Origin of the sequence: Saccharopolyspora sp. NPDC002686, from assembly GCF_040295745.1 — a bacterium.
Taxonomy (GTDB): Bacteria; Actinomycetota; Actinomycetes; order Mycobacteriales; family Pseudonocardiaceae; genus Saccharopolyspora; species Saccharopolyspora oryzae.
In genome coordinates this window covers 1-16,573 of the sequence record NZ_JBEOVY010000052.1, presented here as the reverse complement: position 1 = coordinate 16,573, position 16,573 = coordinate 1, and the positions used below count along the sequence as shown (strand labels likewise).

The 16,573-nt window shown below is 70.2% G+C and carries 10 protein-coding genes; 7 read left to right on the top strand and 3 right to left on the bottom strand.

Annotation, left to right across the window (positions count from 1 at the left end; translation table 11 throughout):
* The first annotated feature begins 17 nt into the window (after window positions 1-17).
* The 3 genes from ABTZ89_RS09840 to ABTZ89_RS09830 all read left to right on the top strand — a co-directional run bounded on the left by ABTZ89_RS09840 (window position 18) and on the right by ABTZ89_RS09830 (window position 10,752).
* Window positions 18-7,910, top strand: coding sequence for a WXG100-like domain-containing protein (locus ABTZ89_RS09840; protein ID WP_351042421.1), 7,893 nt, complete (start codon window positions 18-20; stop codon window positions 7,908-7,910).
* 198 nt (window positions 7,911-8,108) lie between these two features.
* Window positions 8,109-10,229 (top strand): NAD-dependent DNA ligase LigA, encoded by a 2,121-nt coding sequence (gene ligA / locus ABTZ89_RS09835; RefSeq protein ID WP_270951138.1) that lies wholly within the window; start codon window positions 8,109-8,111, stop codon window positions 10,227-10,229.
* A 37-nt stretch (window positions 10,230-10,266) separates the two neighbouring features.
* Entirely contained in the window at window positions 10,267-10,752 is a 486-nt protein-coding gene (locus ABTZ89_RS09830) for a GNAT family N-acetyltransferase (RefSeq protein ID WP_351042389.1), read from the top strand.
* A gap of 88 nt (window positions 10,753-10,840) precedes the next feature.
* Here the strand turns inward: ABTZ89_RS09830 and ABTZ89_RS09825 are convergent, their stop codons facing one another.
* Window positions 10,841-11,494 (bottom strand): ACT domain-containing protein, encoded by a 654-nt coding sequence (locus ABTZ89_RS09825; RefSeq protein WP_270951139.1) that lies wholly within the window; start codon window positions 11,492-11,494, stop codon window positions 10,841-10,843.
* 301 nt (window positions 11,495-11,795) lie between these two features.
* Here ABTZ89_RS09825 and gatC point away from each other — a divergent pair, with 301 nt between their 5' ends.
* The 4 genes from gatC to gatB are packed head-to-tail and all read left to right on the top strand — an operon-like array spanning window position 11,796 to window position 15,299.
* Complete coding sequence (gene gatC, locus ABTZ89_RS09820; protein WP_270951093.1) at window positions 11,796-12,095, top strand: Asp-tRNA(Asn)/Glu-tRNA(Gln) amidotransferase subunit GatC; 300 nt, start codon at window positions 11,796-11,798, stop codon at window positions 12,093-12,095.
* Window positions 12,095-13,603 (top strand): Asp-tRNA(Asn)/Glu-tRNA(Gln) amidotransferase subunit GatA, encoded by a 1,509-nt coding sequence (gatA, locus tag ABTZ89_RS09815; protein WP_351042385.1) that lies wholly within the window; start codon window positions 12,095-12,097, stop codon window positions 13,601-13,603. Before gatC ends, gatA begins: the two co-directional genes overlap by 1 nt.
* Window positions 13,600-13,797, top strand: a complete 198-nt coding sequence (locus ABTZ89_RS09810; protein ID WP_270951096.1) for a hypothetical protein — start codon at window positions 13,600-13,602, stop codon at window positions 13,795-13,797. The genes gatA and ABTZ89_RS09810 overlap by 4 nt, the downstream gene beginning before the upstream one ends.
* On the top strand, window positions 13,794-15,299 hold the full coding sequence (gene gatB, locus ABTZ89_RS09805) for an Asp-tRNA(Asn)/Glu-tRNA(Gln) amidotransferase subunit GatB (protein WP_351042382.1): 1,506 nt from the start codon (window positions 13,794-13,796) through the stop codon (window positions 15,297-15,299). Before ABTZ89_RS09810 ends, gatB begins: the two co-directional genes overlap by 4 nt.
* Window positions 15,300-15,365: 66 nt before the next feature.
* Here the strand turns inward: gatB and ABTZ89_RS09800 are convergent, their stop codons facing one another.
* On the bottom strand, window positions 15,366-15,662 hold the full coding sequence (locus tag ABTZ89_RS09800) for a hypothetical protein (protein WP_351042379.1): 297 nt from the start codon (window positions 15,660-15,662) through the stop codon (window positions 15,366-15,368).
* A 104-nt stretch (window positions 15,663-15,766) separates the two neighbouring features.
* On the bottom strand, window positions 15,767-16,573 hold an 807-nt coding region (locus ABTZ89_RS09795), incomplete at its 5' end, for a PQQ-dependent sugar dehydrogenase (RefSeq protein ID WP_351042376.1).

Genomic DNA, 16,573 nt, shown 5'->3' with positions numbered 1-16,573 from the left:
CGAGGAGGTGTTGAACGTTGTCGCTGTACATTCCGCCGGAACACGCGACCGCGTTCGCGGCCCTCACCGGGTCGTCGTGGCCCGAGGCCGATGAGGACCAGCTCCGCGAGCTGTCCACCAAGTACCACGCGCTCGCGGAGAAGCTCGGTTCGCTGCACGGCAACATCGCGGAGCTCATCAACGCGATCAACCAGGACTTCGAGGGCGAGGCCCAGCAGGCGTTCCTGGACTACGTCCGCCAGTTCATCATCAAGAACGACAAGGGCGTCGTACCGCTCGAGGCGGCGGTGCAGGCCGCCGACGCGATGGGCGAGTTCCTGTTCGAGACCGCCGCGGACGTCGAGTACATGAAGTGGCAGGCCATCGGGCAGCTGATCCTGATGGCCGTCGAGATCGCGATAGCCATCGCGATGGCGGTGCCGAGCGCCGGGTTGTCGCTGCTGAAGATCCCGACGATCAAGATCGTCACCAAGTGGATCCTCACGCTGCTGCTGAACATGGTGCGCGCCACCATCATCTCGCTGGCGATGGAGCTGCTGTTCGCGGTGGCGCTGGACGCGGCGATCCAGGCGCAGCAGCTGGCCGCGGGCACCCGCCGGGACTGGAACCACGACCTGACCAACTCGGCGATCAAAGGCGCGGCGATCTCGGGCGCGCTCGGCGGCATCGCGTCGATGGGGGCGAACGCGCTCGGCAAGAGCATCTTCGACAAGCTGGCCAGCAAGCTGCCGGGCGGGGCCGCGGTCAAGTTCTCGAACCCGACCGTGAAGGACCTCTGGGAGAAGACCGCGGTGTCGGCGCTGGGCAGCCCGATCATGGGTGCGCACGGCGTGCTCAGCGAGGGCCTGACGAACTACGACGAGAATGGCTCCTTCGACGTCAACTGGTACAGCTTCACCGGTGGCGCGGTGATGGGTTTCGCCGAGGAGCTCGGCGACAAGACCATCAGCGAACCCCTCAACGAGAAGCTGAAGAACGCGCTGACGGGAATCGGCAACAAGGGTGCGGACGCCCCGAACTCGGGGGCCGGCAATCCCCCGCCGGAAAGCGAGACCAGCACCCTGGTCGACCCGAACGAGAACGGCGAGAAGTGGTCGCCGAACTCGGACAAGATCGGTGAGTTCCCGAACAGCACCGACACCTCGGCGAACACCCCCGTGACCAGCTCGAACAACACCGGTTCGGTGTCGAACCCGGCGGGCGCGAACAACTCGAACCATGCTGGCGCTCAATCGAATTCCTCCGGTTCGACCAACTCGAACCACGCCGGCAACCAGTCGAACTCGTCCGGCTCGAACAACAGCGGCGGTCAGTCGAACACGACCAGTCCGAACAACAGCAGCTCGCACACGTCGAACCAGAGCAGTCCGGACCACTCGGGCGGGCATGCTGATCCGTCGGGTTCGAACAGCCCGGACCGCACCGGCGGGAACGCGGACTCGTCGAACCAGAGCAGCCCGAACAACAACGGTGTTCAGACGGAGTCGCCGGACCTGCACGGCTCGAACCACTCGGATTCGCAGACCGACGACCTGAGCAGCCCCAGCAATTCGAACCACACCGGTGCGGATTCGTCGAACCCGACCAGTCCGGGCAACACCGCCGTGCAGACGGAATCCCCCAACCCGTTCAGCTCGAACGACGACGCCGGGCAGGCGGATTCCTCGAATCCGCACCACGCGAACGACACTGGATCGCAGACGGACAACTCGACCTCGAACGACACCGGCAAGTCCACCGAGAACCTGGACGACAACGTGGATCTGCCGGATCCGAACGACTTCGAGGTGCACGACGAGTCGTCGTCCAACTCGGAGCACTCCGAGCAGACTGCCCAGCAGAGCGGTCAGCAGCACGGTGCCGCCGCGCAGAGCACCGCGCCTCCGCCGCAGCAGACTTCCACCGGGCCGCAGGCGTCCACCGCTCCGACCACCTCGGTGCAGCCCACGCCCAACGCCGCACCGCCGAACTCCGGTTCACCGCAACCGGTTCCGCAGCCGCCCACCAGCCCGACCGCGCGGCCGACCGAGTCGGCCCAGCTCGGCACCTCGCCGAAGCCGACCGCGGTGACCACCGGCTCCAGCGACCCGCAGGTGCAGTCGACCGGAACGGGCGACCACCGGACCAGGCGCGGCAACGGCTACGTTCCGCAGCTGGACTTCAGCGCGATCCTTTCGCCGGACAGCGTCGCCGGCGAGCCGCCGCTGGACGAGCACTGGGATCAGTCGCAGGACCACGGCCAGCAGGTTTCGCAGCAGAACGCCCGGGGGGACGACGCGGAGCAGCACTTCCTCGACCCGTCCCAGTGGGAGGACCGGCGGGGTGGTGCCCCCGTCTCCCAGATCCGCAGCGAGCACTTCGATCCGGGGCGGGGCGGCCGGCGGGAGGACCGGCACGGGAAGGGCTTCCTGGACGGCACGATGGCCGCGGTCCGCTTCGACCTGCGCCACCTGGAAGTCACGCCCGGCAAGTGGGTTCGCGAGTTCACGGTCAAGCTCGACCTGGTCGGGCAGGGCGAGATCACCGCCACCCAACTCGCGGATCTCCAGAAGCAGGTGCATGAGGCCGTCGAAGCGCAGGTCAACAAGCGGTACCGGTTCGCGGGCGGAGACCAGTTCCACCTGCGCGTCGAGTTCGGCTCGCCGGACCCGCACGCCCAGGTCGCGGTGCGGCACGGCGATCCGGACGAGGAGTCGAGCACGCAGCGGAACTGGGTGTACGAAGCACCCACCGCGGAGTTCGTGCACGAGATCATGCACTTCGTCGGGCTTCCGGACACCTACCGCGACTCGAACTCGCTGTTCCGGCGCAACGCGTCCGCTGGGCCCGGTCTGATGAGCGACCTGGACCTGTCCGCCGACCTGACCGACGCGGAGCTGGCGAAGATCGACGCGTTCGCCACCCAGGTGGTGAACGTGGTCGACCACCCGCTCACCAGCCCCGACCACCAGCCCCGGCCGCTGACCACCACTTCGTCCGACTTCGACCAGAACGACTGGGCGGAAGCCGCCGCGAAGAAGGGCAAGAAGGACGAGACCACCGCACCTGGCGCGCAGTACGGTCCGCTGCCGTCCCGCGACGGCCTCGACACGTCCGCGGTGAAGAGCGGCAGCGCGACCTTCAAGGACGCCCTCAAGAACCACTACGTCCACTTCCTGGGCGACGCGGTGGACCGGGTGCCGGATGCGGTCCCGGAACCGGAGAAGTCCCCCGTGGGGTTCGTCGCGACGGTGCTCGCGACGCCGGACCTGAAGGGCGGCCTCCACGCGCTCGCCGAGAAGTACTCCAACGCGATGTCCGGCGACCAGCGGCAGCACCACCTCGGGTTGGTGATCGGCCTCAACCAGCACCGACAGGCCAACGGGGGCCACGAAACAGCGCTCAACAGCGCCATCGAGGAGTTCAAGGCGGAGTGGGCGAAGAAGCCGCTCGACATCCCCGTGCGGATCCTCCCCTTCACCTGGTCGAACCCGAAGGTCCACCAGGGGTCGATGGGCCTCGACGACCAGAAGGCCATTCCGTACGGGATGCTCCGCGAGGTCGTCCTGCGCCACGACGACGGCAAGTCGTTCGTCGAGCAGTTCGCGGAGGCCAACGACGAGACGTACCTGCACATCGGGGACGGGGACGTGAAGTCGCTGACCACGCCGGGCGGCGAGCCGCTGTTCGACGCGGCCGCCGATCGCCTCGGCGGGTCGTCCCTGAAGTTGTTCAGCGGTGCCTACCGGGGCCCCGGGGACCACGCGGCGACCCGGATGGCCATCGAGCTCGACCTCGCGGTGCGCGAGGCCATGGCGAAGACCGACCCGCGCACCGTGTACTTCACCGAGCCGAACACCTTCCTGAAGATCAAGTACGGGCACGAGCCGCTCGGCCACGACTGGACGTTCGGCACTGGTGCAGGAGAGGGGAAGGCCCTCTACGACAGCGTGGCCGCGGATCCCGACGACGTGTTCGGCAAGGACGACTCCGCGTTCGACTCCGAGTTCTCGCTGACCACCGACGACGACCGGATCGCGGACAAGCTGAAGAAGCTGCCGGGCAAGGCGACGGTCCACGACCTGATGGACAAGCTCGCCCAGAGCCACGCGAGCAAGACGGTCTGGAAGGACCAGCTCGCGCACTACCTGGAAGTGCACCACGGGATCACCGGCGCCTCCGAAGTACTCGGCAAGGTGGCGGATCTCGTGTTCAAGAAGGCCGCGGCGGGCGAGGGCCTGCCCGGTCCGCACGACGCCGTGGTCAAGGAGGTCAGGAAGGCCGCGAAGAAGCTGGGCGACGACGGGGCCCGCGATGTGATCGCGAAGATCGCGGTGGACACCTGGGTGGCGATCGCCGACAAGGTCAACGAGTTCGGCGATCTCCTGGAAAGCCCGGAGGACAAGACCCACTCGGACCCGAAGGCGCCGCCCAAGCGCCGTCCCGAGGTGACGCTCGAATCCGGCGAGCAGACCTCGCACACCGAGACCAAGGCGCTGCCACCGCTCCCCGGCGACCAAGCCCAGTCCGCGAGCAATCCCCAGGACAAGCCGCTCCCGGCGCGGCCGCTGCCGGAGAAGGTGCCGTACGCGCTGGCCGTCAAGGGCGCGATCTCCCCCAGCGCGGTGCTGCTCTCCTTCGACGGGCAGGTGGTCGGGCCGTCCAACGGCAAGAGCTGGGAGCAGAACGCCGCGGAGTTCGCCGCCAAGGTCGCCGAGCACGTCCGGCTCGACGACGCGACGGCCACCGCGGACCTGGTCGAGCAGCTCACCGACTACGCCCACCACAAGGGTCCGCACGGCCTGCTGCAGGCGCTCGCCGGCAACGGCAAGCAGTTCCAGCTGACCAGCTCCTCCGGCCAACTGGACGTGTTCCTGAAGCTGCCGGTCGGAGACATCCGCGCGGTCGACCCGAACTCGCCGGACCTGTTGGACGTCCAGGAGAAGGTCAAGCAGGAGACCGCGCAGAAGTGGGAGAGCAGCACCGAGATCGGGCGCCGCCGACCGGTCAACACGGTGCTGGGCGGGCTCATCTCGCTGGCCAACAACCTGGCCGCCGTCGTCCCGGCCCTCAACCTGGGTGGGGAGACCGCCACCAAAACCGGTGCGCGGCACTACAACACCGTGGTCGGCTCGATGAAGCTCGGTTCGGCCGAGCACGCCTTCGACGTCGGCTTCGACGTGCGCTGGGAGACCGGCGACGGCCGCACCGGGCAGGCCGCGCTCGGCACCGGACGGCTCGCCTACCCGGAAGCGAACCTGGTCAGCAGCGCCGACCTGCCCACCGGCGGCGAGGCGCCGGCGAACAACACCCCGGTCGAGCTGCCGACCAAGCTGACCGAGCTGGTGGCCGCGGTCGACACCGTGGTGCTCGGCGACGTGCAGAAGGTCCTCGCCAAGCTCCCGGACCACGTCAAGCAGGACCTCGCACTGCGCAACAAGCTCGGCGACAGCCTCAACCCCGCGCTGTTCGAGGAGGCGTCGGTGCAGGGCTTGGCGCACGGCGTCACCATCACCCACCGCTCCGAGCACGGCCGCAAGCTGCCGCCGCTGTCGATCAAGCCGGGCACCAAGCCCGCCGAGGTGTCGCTGCACGTCCGCCCGCAGCTCAAGAACTACCGCGAGATCGGCACCTTCACCGCGCTGACCGGAACCGACCACCGGCAGGGCTTCGAGAACCTGCAGGAGAGCAGCGTGCCCACGGCCTTCGAAGCCGGACTGCGGGCCCGCTACCTGGACGGGCTCGGCGGTGACGTGCAGCTGGGGCCGAACCTGCAGGTCTACGCCGGGCCGTCGTACAAGGAGACCAGCACCGGCAAGGAGTCCTGGGGGCTCAAGCAGAAGGCCCGGGTCGACGGCCCCGTGGTGGCCTTCGAACTGGACACCAGCCTGAAGCTGGAGCTGGAGTCGCAGAAGTACGGCGGCAAGGCCCTCGACTTCCAGGACCTGGGCAACGTCGACGGTGCGGCGCACTACGTGGTGGTGGAGCAGGCCAAGGCGCAGGAGTTCCGCGACCTGCTCGACTCCGCGCTCGACGACGCGCACGTCGAGCAGCCGGTGATCACCGCAGCCGACCTCGACCCGCAGCGGGCCGCGGACTTGCAGTCGGCCGCGGAGAACGGCCTGCTGACCGATCTGACGCACATCGAGAACGCGTCCAAGCTCTTCGACGGGGTGCGCCAGTTCTTGCACGAGCGGTTGCGCGGCGCTGGGGTCGAGCTCGACGCCAAGACCCGCGGCAGCATCGACCGGCAGCTCAAGGGGCTCAACCCGTTCGACCTGGCTGCGAAGTACCACGACATCGCCCACCACTACGACGACCTGCCCGCCGCGCCGCACAAGGTGACCGTGCAGGTCGGCGACCGGACCTTCACCATCACCGTCGACGGCGTGCTGGGCAAGGTGGTCGGCGAGCAGCACGTGGACCAGGCCGTGCTGACCGGAACCCGCTCCGGCGGGACGAGCTGGCGGATGCGCGGCAAGAACGCCTTCAGCATCAGCGGAAACCTGGCCGCCTACGCCCGCAAGCGGCTCGCGAGCGACGGGATGCAGCGCGCCATGTACGTCGGCGGCGCAGCGGGCGCGCAGGGCAAGGGGGAGTTCGGCAAGAACAGCAGCCACCTGAGCGGTTCGGGCCAGGAGGACAAGCACAAGTACGCCGGCCCGGCCAGCCGCGTCCACCGCGAGATCACCTTCAACGCGCACGTCGAGGAAGCGCTGCACCGCGGTCTCGGCGACCGGTGGGCGAGCGTGCACCGACCCACCGACCTGTCCGAGCTCGGCAAGCGCTCGGTCCGCAGCGACCTCGGCGACGTGTCGGTCCAGGCGACCACCACGCACCTGGTGCCGAAGTTCCTGATCGACCTGCAAGCGCAGCTGCGCCCCGGCGAGCCGCTGCACGGCGACGCCCTGAAGCAGCACCTGGCGAGCAATCCGCTGCGCGACCCGATCCGGCTCGACGGCGCGGTCATCTCGGCGACCGACCAGTTCTCGCTGCTCAACGAGAAGTTCCAGAAGTTGCAGGCGGAAGTCGTCGGCAAGTCCGGGCTGCGGTTCCGCCCGCCCGGCAGCAGCGCCCCCAAGAACCCGACGGACCTGCTGCACGCCTGGTTCGACCCGGCGCAGCAGTCGATGTTCACCGGCGGGCAGCGGCGCACCGACGGCCTGGAACGGGGCTTGCTGTTCGACCGGGCCGGGGTCGGCACCATCGAGTTCGAGGCGTTCAACCCCAAGCACGTCGACGTCCGCAACGACCTCTCGTGGCAGCCGAGCACCACCGGTGATCGGTCCACGCAGCACGGCAAGTCCTCCAGCGCCGCTGGTGAAGCGGGCGGTTCGCTGCTGTTCGGGGTGGGCGAACTCGGCGTGAACTACGGCTGGCAGGCCGAAACCGGTGACCGGGACACGACTTCGGCGGCGAACAAGCTCACCGCGGGCAAGCAGCCCGGGCCGGTGCACGTCTACGGCGTGGACGTGCTCGCCACCATGAGCTGGGACACCTGGCAGAACCTGTTCGGCCAGCCCACCACGAAGTGGCCGTCGATCAACCCCTACCCGATCGCGGCCGCCCCGGCAGCGGACACGCTGTGGGAGTACCACGACTCGGTGCCCCCGGTGCCGGACCCGACCGAGGTCACGGTCAACCTGGGCGAGGAGAAGTACCAGCTGGCCGACGTGCGGGTCGTCGCGCAGGTCGACGAGGCCGAAGGCGTGGTCGACGTGGCCGTCTACCACCCCGGCTTCCAGGCCATGGAGGACAAGAAGCGCAAGGCGCTGACCTTCCTGCCGCTGGACGCCACCCTCGGCGAGCGGCTGGCGGCCGACCGGCTCGGCCGCGTGGAGACCGCCGAGAACCAGCCGGAGGGCACGATCGGCCTCCTGGAGCTCCGCGAGCTCGTCCAGGACCTCGATCGCACCGCCTCGGAGTCCTGAGGGCCCCCGGGTGGTCGATTTCGCCCGAAATCGGCGTTCACCCGGGTGGCGGTCGATTTCGTGCGAAATCGACACCTCCGGCGGGGAGGGGCGGTCGGCGAGCCGCTGCGTGCCGTTGTCGGGGGCGCTCGTTAGTCTCGGTGCGTGACCAGCAAGGACGTGGACGACCGCAACCCGGACAACGGCGCCGAGGAGAACGTGCCGACAGACCCCGCTGCCGATCGCGCGGCCGAGGGCGTCGAGGACGTGCCCGCCGACGTGCGCGAGCACTACGCGGAACTCGCCGAAGAAGTCCGCGGCCACCAGTTCCGCTACTACGTGCTCGACGCGCCGACCATCTCCGACGGTGAGTTCGACGAGCTGTTCGGGCAGCTGCAGCGGCTCGAGGCCGAGCACCCGGCCTTGCAGGCACCCGACTCGCCGACGCAGGTCGTCGGCGGCACCTTCTCCACCGAGTTCACCCCGGTCGCGCACCTCGAGCGGATGCTGAGCCTCGACAACGCGTTCAGCACCGAGGAGCTGCAGGCCTGGGTCGACCGCGTGGAGCGCGAGGTCGGCAGCAGCGCGCAGTACCTGTGCGAGCTGAAGATCGACGGCCTGGCGATCAACCTGCTGTACCGGGACGGCCGGCTGGAGCGGGCGCTGACCCGCGGTGACGGCCGCACCGGCGAGGACGTCACGCTCAACGTGCGCACCATGGCCGACGTGCCCGAGCAGCTGACCGGCACCGACGAGTACCCGGTGCCGGGGCTGGTCGAGGTGCGCGGCGAGGTGTTCTTCCGCGTCGACGAGTTCGCCGAGCTCAACGCCGGTCTGGTGGAGGCGGGCAAGCCGCCGTTCGCCAACCCGCGCAACGCCGCCGCCGGTTCGCTGCGGCAGAAGGACCCGCGGATCACCCGGACCCGGCCGCTGCGGCTGATCTGCCACGGCCTGGGCAAGCGCGAGGGCTTCGAGCCGGAGCGGCAGTCGGAGTCCTACGCGGCGCTCAAGGCGTGGGGCCTGCCGGTGTCCCGGCACACCGTCGTGCTGTCCACTGTGGACGAGCTGATCAAGCACATCGAGCACTGGGGCAAGCACCGCGACTCCGCCGAGCACGAGATCGACGGCATGGTGATCAAGGTCGACGAGGTGCCGCTGCAGCGCCGCCTCGGCACCACCTCCCGCGCCCCGCGCTGGGCCATCGCCTACAAGTACCCGCCCGAGCAGGCCACCACGAAGCTGCTGGACATCCAGGTCGACGTCGGGCGCACCGGCCGGGTCACCCCGTTCGCGGTGATGGAGCCGGTCAAGGTCGCCGGGTCCACGGTGTCGATGGCCACCCTGCACAACGGCGACGAGGTGCGCCGCAAGGGCGTGCTGATCGGTGACCGGGTGGTCATCCGCAAGGCCGGCGACGTGATCCCCGAGGTGCTCGGTCCGGTGGTCGACGTGCGCACCGGCGACGAGCGGGAGTTCACGATGCCCGCGACCTGCCCGAGCTGCGGGTGGCCGCTGGCGCAGCAGAAGGAGGGCGACGTCGACCTGCGCTGCCCGAACGCCCGGGGCTGCCCCGGGCAGCAGCGCGAGCGGCTGTTCTACCTGGCCAGCCGCAAGGTGCTGGACATCGACGCGCTCGGCTACGAGGCGGCGGGCGCGCTGTTGACCGCCGGGGTGATCGAGGACGAGGGCGACCTGTTCGACCTCGACGAGCCGAAGCTGCTCAAGACCCCGCTGTTCACCACCAAGGAGGGCAACCTCTCCGCCAACGGCGCCAAGCTGCTGGCCAACCTCGAGGTGGCCAAGGAGAAGCCGCTGTGGCGGGTGCTGGTGGGGCTGTCCATCCGGCACGTCGGCCCGACCGCGGCGCAGGCGCTGGCCCGCGAGTTCGGTTCGCTGGAGCGGATCGAGGAGGCCTCCGAGGAGGAGCTGGCGGCCGCCGACGGGGTCGGCCCGACCATCGCCACCGCGGTGCGCGAGTGGTTCGCGGTGGACTGGCACCAGGAGATCGTGCGCAAGTGGCGGGCCGCCGGGGTGCGGATGGCCGACGAGCGCGACGAGTCGATCCCGCGCACCCTCGAGGGCATGTCGATCGTGGTCACCGGCACCCTGCAGACCTTCTCCCGGGACGAGGCGAAGGAGCTGATCATGGCCCGCGGTGGTCGTGCGGCCGGATCGGTGTCGAAGAAGACCGCGTTCGTGGTCGTCGGTGACGCGCCGGGCTCGAAGTACGACAAGGCGATGCAGCTCAAGGTGCCGGTGCTGGACGAGGACGGGTTCCGCGTGCTGCTCGACGACGGCCCGGAGGCCGCCGCGGAGGCCGCGCTGCCGGCCGAGGAGTGACCGTGCGCTGTCGGTGCGCGTTGGCAGGATCGGGGTCATGACGACGATCCGGGTGGCCCTGCCCACCGACTACGAGGTGATCGGTGAGATCGCCGTCCGCGCCTACGCCGAGGCGGGCAGCCTGCCCGCAGACGTCGACTACGCCTCGGTGCTGCGCGACGCCGCCGACCGCGCGGAGCACGGCGAGCTGCTGATCGCCCTGGCCGGCGACCGGCCGCTCGGCACGGTCACCGTGGTCCAGCCCGGTACCGCCTACGCCGAGATCTCCCAGCCCGGTGAGCTGGAGTTCCGCATGCTGGCGGTGGTGCCGGAGGCCGCGGGCAACGGTGTCGGCCGCGCCCTGGTGCGGGCGGTGATCGACCGGGCCCGCGAGCACGACGCGAAGCGCGTGGTGCTCTGCGTGAAGGACACCTCGGAACCGGCCCGGCGCCTCTACGAGAGCCTCGGCTTCGAGCGCTGCCCGGAACGCGACTGGTCCCCGGCTCCGAGCGTCAACCTCCTGGCCTACGCCCTGGACCTGTGAGGGTCGACGTTTCCGCTGGTCAAGTGCCGTGAGCACTTTGGGTTGCTATAGCACCCCAAAAGACTCACGGGTCGTGACCAGCGGAAACTCAGCCGTCGAGGACGACGGAGACGATGCCTGCGAGGTGGGCGAGGCGGGCGAGCTCCGCGGCGCGGAACATCGGGCCGCCGGGGCGGCCGGCCAGCAGGACCCGGTCCGGCTTGCCGATCGGGGTCGCGGCCAGCTCGGTGCCCAGCTCCTGCCAGGTCTCCGGGACCCAGCTGTCGTCGCCGTCGAGGATCGTCGCGCGCGGCAGCGGCAGCCACGGCAGCTCCAGGTAGCCCTCCTGCGGGGCCGAGGTGCTCGCCGCCAGCTGCTCCGCGCCGCCGGAGCGGTGCCCGAAGACGATCGCCCAACCCGATCGGATGATCTTGGGGACTCCTTCGGCGAAGATCTGCAGGCCACGACCCGGCTCGGCGGCGATCTCCTCGACCAGCTCGAGCTCGCGGTGGGTGTCCAGCACGCCCGCGTAGGGGCGGACCGCGTCGACGCTGACGCCTTCGACGGATTCGGCCGCGGTGATCAGCACGTCCGGCAGGCGCCCGGAGGGCAGCTCCACCACCAGGTCGTCGATCGCCACGCCGCCCGCTCGCTCGACGACGTCGACGCTGAGGATGTCGGCCCCGATCTCGCCGAGCGCGGTCGCCACCGAACCGAGGTTGCCCGGTCGGTCCGGAATCTGCACCCGGATGAGGAAGGACACCGGACTCAACGCCTCCAGTTTCGTGCGCGACACCTCGCCGGTCGCGCTGCTCCAAGGCGCACGAGGCCGCACTCCAGCGGCTCCTCGCACGAGGAACTGGCCTTTGAAATTGTGGCAGACGCCGGTCGCTCCTGGTGATACCGCCGTCCGCGCAGTGAAACCGGAGTCGTGAGCGGCGGCGGTGCCAGGAGCGGCCACCGCCGCTCGCAAGTCCGTCGCCACTCCCCGCGGAACCCGCCAGCCGACCGGTCAATAGACTGGGCGGTACCCGTGAAACCGGACATGACCAGGGAGCTTCGCAGTGTCCAAGATCTCCCGCGACGAGGTCGCGCACCTCGCCGGCCTGGCGCGGCTGGCCGTCACCGAGGCCGAGCTCGACACCTTCGCCGGCCAGCTGGACCAGATCCTCGACTCGGTGGCGAAGGTGGGCGAGGTCGCTGCGGACGACATCCCGCCGACCTCCCACGCCGTGCCGGTGACCAACGTCTTCCGCGAGGACGAAGTGCGGCCGGGCTTGACGCGCGAGCAGGCGCTCGCTGCCGCGCCCGCCGCTGAAGAGGACCGGTTCCGCGTGCCGCGGATTCTCACCGAGGAGGCCTGATGACGACCGCATCTGGCGGCAGCCTGACCGGGCTGACCGCGTCCGAGCTCGCCGCGAAGCTGGAGGCGGGTGAGGTCTCGTCGGTCGAGGTGACTCAGGCGCACTTGGACCGGATCTCCGCCGTCGACTCCGCCGTGCACGCTTTCCTGCACGTGAACGGCGACGGCGCGCTCGCCGCCGCGCGCAGCGCCGACGAGGACCGCTCCGCGGGCAAGGCGGCTTCGCCGCTGGCCGGTGTGCCGCTCGCGCTCAAGGACGTCCTCACCACGACCGACATGCCCACCACCTGCGGCTCCAAGATGCTGGAGGGCTGGGTTCCGCCGTACGACGCCACGGTGACCAAGCGCCTGCGCGAGGCCGGCGTGGTCATCCTCGGCAAGACCAACATGGACGAGTTCGCGATGGGCTCGTCGACGGAGAACTCGGCCTACGGCCCGACCCGCAACCCGTGGGACCTCAACCGGATCCCGGGCGGTTCCGGTGGCGGTTCCTCGGCGGCGCTGGCCGCGTTCGAGACGCCGCTGGCCATCGGCACCGACACCGGTGGCTCCATCCGCCAGCCGGGCGCGGTGACCGGCACGGTCGGCGTGAAGCCCACCTACGGCGGGGTGTCCCGCTACGGCCTGGTCGCGTTCTCCTCGTCGCTGGACCAGCCGGGTCCGTGCGCGCGCACGGTGCTCGACGCCGCGCTGCTGCACGAGGTGATCGCCGGGCACGACCCGATGGACTCCACCTCGATCGCGCAGCCGGTGCCGCAGGTCGTGGCCGCGGCGAAGGAAGGCGCGAAGGGCGACCTCAAGGGCGTGCGCGTCGGCGTGGTCCGCGAGTTCTCCGGTGACGGCTACCAGCCGGGCGTGCAGCGGGCTTTCGACGCCGCGGTGAAGCAGCTGTCCGCGCTGGGCGCCGAGGTCGTCGAGGTCTCCTGCCCGAACTTCGACTACGCGCTGCCGGCGTACTACCTGATCGCGCCGAGCGAGTGCTCCTCGAACCTGGCCCGCTTCGACGCGATGCGCTACGGCCTGCGCGTCGGCGACGACGGCGAGCGCAGCGCCGAGGAGGTCATGTCGCTGACCCGCGAGGCCGGTTTCGGCCCGGAGGTCAAGCGGCGCATCATGCTCGGCACCTACGCGCTGTCCTCGGGCTACTACGACGCCTACTACGGGCAGGCGCAGAAGGTGCGGACGCTGATCACCCGCGACTTCGACGCCGCGTTCGCGCAGGTCGACGTGCTGGTCTCGCCGACGACCCCGACCACCGCGTTCCCGATCGGCGAGCGGGTCGACGACCCGATGGCGATGTACCTCGCCGACCTGTGCACGATCCCGTCGAACCTGGCCGGCAACGCCGCGATGAGCGTCCCCTGCGGACTGTCCGATGAGGACGGTCTGCCGGTGGGTCTGCAGATCATGGCCCCGGCGATGTCCGACGACCGGCTCTACCGGGTCGGTGCTGCGTACGAGACCGCGCGCGGTGCGCTCCGCGTGCCCGAGCTGGAGGTGACGGTGTGAACCCGAAGATGAAGGCGGCTTTCCAGCTCGCGTCGGTGCTCTCCGCCGCGTTCGGGCTGCGGGCGAGCATCCGCGCGGCGCGGGAGAACAAGGACAAGCTCGAGCTGGCGGACGCGATCATCACCGCCGCCGGGCTGGTCACCGGCACCGCGCTGGCCGTGCGGGCGCTGCGCAAGGGGGAGGACGACAAGTGACCGCTGTCGCCGAGATCATGGACTACGACGAGGTCCTGGCCCGGTTCGACCCGGTGCTGGGCCTCGAGGTGCACGTCGAGCTGTCGACGAACACGAAGATGTTCTGCGGCTGCGCCAACGCCTTCGGCGCGGAGCCGAACACCCAGGTGTGCCCGGTGTGCCTGGGCCTGCCGGGTGCGCTGCCGGTGGTCAACGGCAAGGCCGTGGAGGCCGCGATCCGGATCGGTCTCGCGCTCAACTGCGAGGTCGCGGAGTGGTGCCGGTTCGCCCGGAAGAACTACTTCTACCCGGACATGCCGAAGAACTTCCAGACCTCGCAGTACGACGAGCCGATCGTGCACGACGGCTACCTGGACGTGGTGCTGGACGACGGCGAGACGTTCCGCGTCGAGATCGAGCGCGCGCACATGGAGGAGGACACCGGCAAGTCGCTGCACGTCGGCGGTGCCACCGGTCGCATCCACGGTGCGAGCCACTCGCTGCTGGACTACAACCGCGCGGGCGTGCCGCTGATCGAGATCGTCACCAAGCCGATCACCGGTGCCGGTGAGCGCGCTCCCGAGGTCGCCCGCGCCTACGTCGCGGCGCTGCGGGACCTGCTGCGCGCGCTGGACGTCTCCGACGTGCGGATGGACCAGGGCTCGCTGCGCTGCGACGCGAACGTGTCGCTGATGCCGAAGGGCTCGGCGGAGTTCGGCACCCGCACCGAGACGAAGAACGTCAACTCGCTGCGCAGCGTCGAGCGCGCGGTCCGGTTCGAGATGCAGCGGCACGCCGCGGTGCTGACCGGTGGCGGCGAGATCCTGCAGGAGACCCGGCACTTCGACGAGTCCACCGGCAGCACCTCGGCGGGGCGCAAGAAGGAGACCTCCGAGGACTACCGGTACTTCCCGGAGCCGGACCTGGTGCCGATCGCGCCGTCCCGCGAGTGGGTCGAGGAGCTGTCCAAGACCCTGCCGGAACTGCCCTGGGAGCGCCGCAAGCGCGCCAAGGAGGAGTGGGGCCTGTCCGACGAGGAGCTGCGCGACCTGGTCAACGCCGGGGCGCTGGAGCTGATCGCGGAGACCGTCGAGGTCGGTGCGCAGCCGGGCGACGCCCGCTCCTGGTGGGTCGCCTACCTCGCGCAGCAGGCCAACACCCGCGGTGTTGAGCTGGCGGACCTGGAGATCTCCCCGAAGCAGGTGGCGCGGGTGATCGCGCTGGTCGCCGAGGGCAAGCTGACCAACAAGCTGGCCCGGCAGGTCGTCGACGGCGTGCTCGCCGGCGAGGGCGAGCCGGACGAGGTCGTGGCGGCCCGGGGCCTGGAGGTCGTCTCCGACGACTCCGCGCTGCAGACGGCGATCGACGAGGCGCTGGCGGCCCAGCCGGACATCGCGGACAAGATCCGCGGCGGCAAGGTCCAGGCCGCGGGCGCGATCGTCGGCGCGGTCATGAAGGCCACGAAGGGGCAGGCGGACGCGAAGCGGGTCCGCGAACTCGTCCTCGCGGCCTGCGGCCAGTAAGCACCGCGCGAAGGGCACCTCCCCGCTGGTTCTCCGGCGGTGGGGTGCCCTTCGTGCTGCTTCGGGTCAGACGTCGTCCGACGGTTCGAAGTCGAGGTGTCCGATGCGCTCCTCGACGGTGACGACGTTCCGCAGCGCATCGCAGGCCTGCGCGATCAGGTCGTCCAACTCGTCGGCCTGCTCGTCGAGGTACCGCTGAGCGGCGGGGTCCGGAACCGCGAACTGCCGGAGCTCCGCGCAGTGCTGCTGGAGGTCGACGAGGCGGGCCGTGGTCTCGGCCTGCTCGGCCTCGGTCATCAGCAGGCTGTGGTCCCGAGAAGCGGGATCCGGAACTTCGGGGTGTCGGCCACCGGCAGTGCACATGGGAACTCCTGACTGCACGTCGAGTTCGGCCAGCACCCCGCCGAGCCGCACCGGGAACCCTAGCGACGACCCCGCAGCGGCACCAGCTCCCGCCGGCCGGTTCGTCAGTCCTTGCCCGCGGTGCCGCCCGACGGGGGTTCGAGGCGGAGGACCCGGTCGTCGCTGGAGATCGGGGCTCCGCCGTCCTTGTTGGAGGTGCCGAGCCAGATCAGGCCGTCGGGGGCGAGGGCCGCTGCGGAGAAGCGGCCGTAGGTCTTCTCCATGACCTTCGCCGGTTGGCCGGTGACCGTGCCGTCCGGGGCCGGGCTGAGGGTGTAGAGGGCGGCGGCGTCGCGCAGCGCCACCACCACGTTCGCCGGGTCGGCGGCGCAGCCCGCGACGCCGGGGCGGTCCGCCCACGTCCACGCCGGGGCGCCCAGCGGCTGGCCGAGCTTCATCTGGAACAGCGCGTCCTGGTCGCCCAGGCGGTCGGTCACCCAGTACATGCCCAGGCCCGGCGTGCCGCACAGCCCGCCCGGGTCGGTCAGGCCGGAGACGACCACCGGGGTCTTCGGATCGGGGTTCCCCGCGGCCGGTTTGCCGAAACCGTCGATCCGCAGCAACTTCCCGGCCAGCGACTTCGGATCGGCTGCGTTCGCCGCGTCGCCCGCGTTGCCGGTGGCGACCAGCAGCGCGCCCTGGCCGTCGTCCATCAGGGCGCCGGAGTTGCCGTTCGACCCCTTGGGGATGCCGGTCAGGACCGGTTTGGGGCGGTCGCCCGCGGCCACCCGCACGACCTGGTTGTCGCTGCCGGTCGTGATGTAGGCGTAGAAGAGCTCGTCCTCGTGGTAGGTCGGGGACAGGGCGAGTCCGGTGAGTCCTCCGCCGTTGCTCGCGTCGACCGGGATCCGGGCCAGCTCAACGGGTTTCGC

What these genes read in the sequence shown, in the direction of transcription:
- ABTZ89_RS09800 (WP_351042379.1), bottom strand. Translation starts at nt 15,662, where the DNA reads ATGTGCACTGCCGGTGGCCGACACCCCGAAGTTCCGGATCCCGCTTCT.
- ABTZ89_RS09830 (WP_351042389.1), top strand. Translation starts at nt 10,267, where the DNA reads ATGACGACGATCCGGGTGGCCCTGCCCACCGACTACGAGGTGATCGGT.
- gatA (WP_351042385.1), top strand. Translation starts at nt 12,095, where the DNA reads ATGACGACCGCATCTGGCGGCAGCCTGACCGGGCTGACCGCGTCCGAG.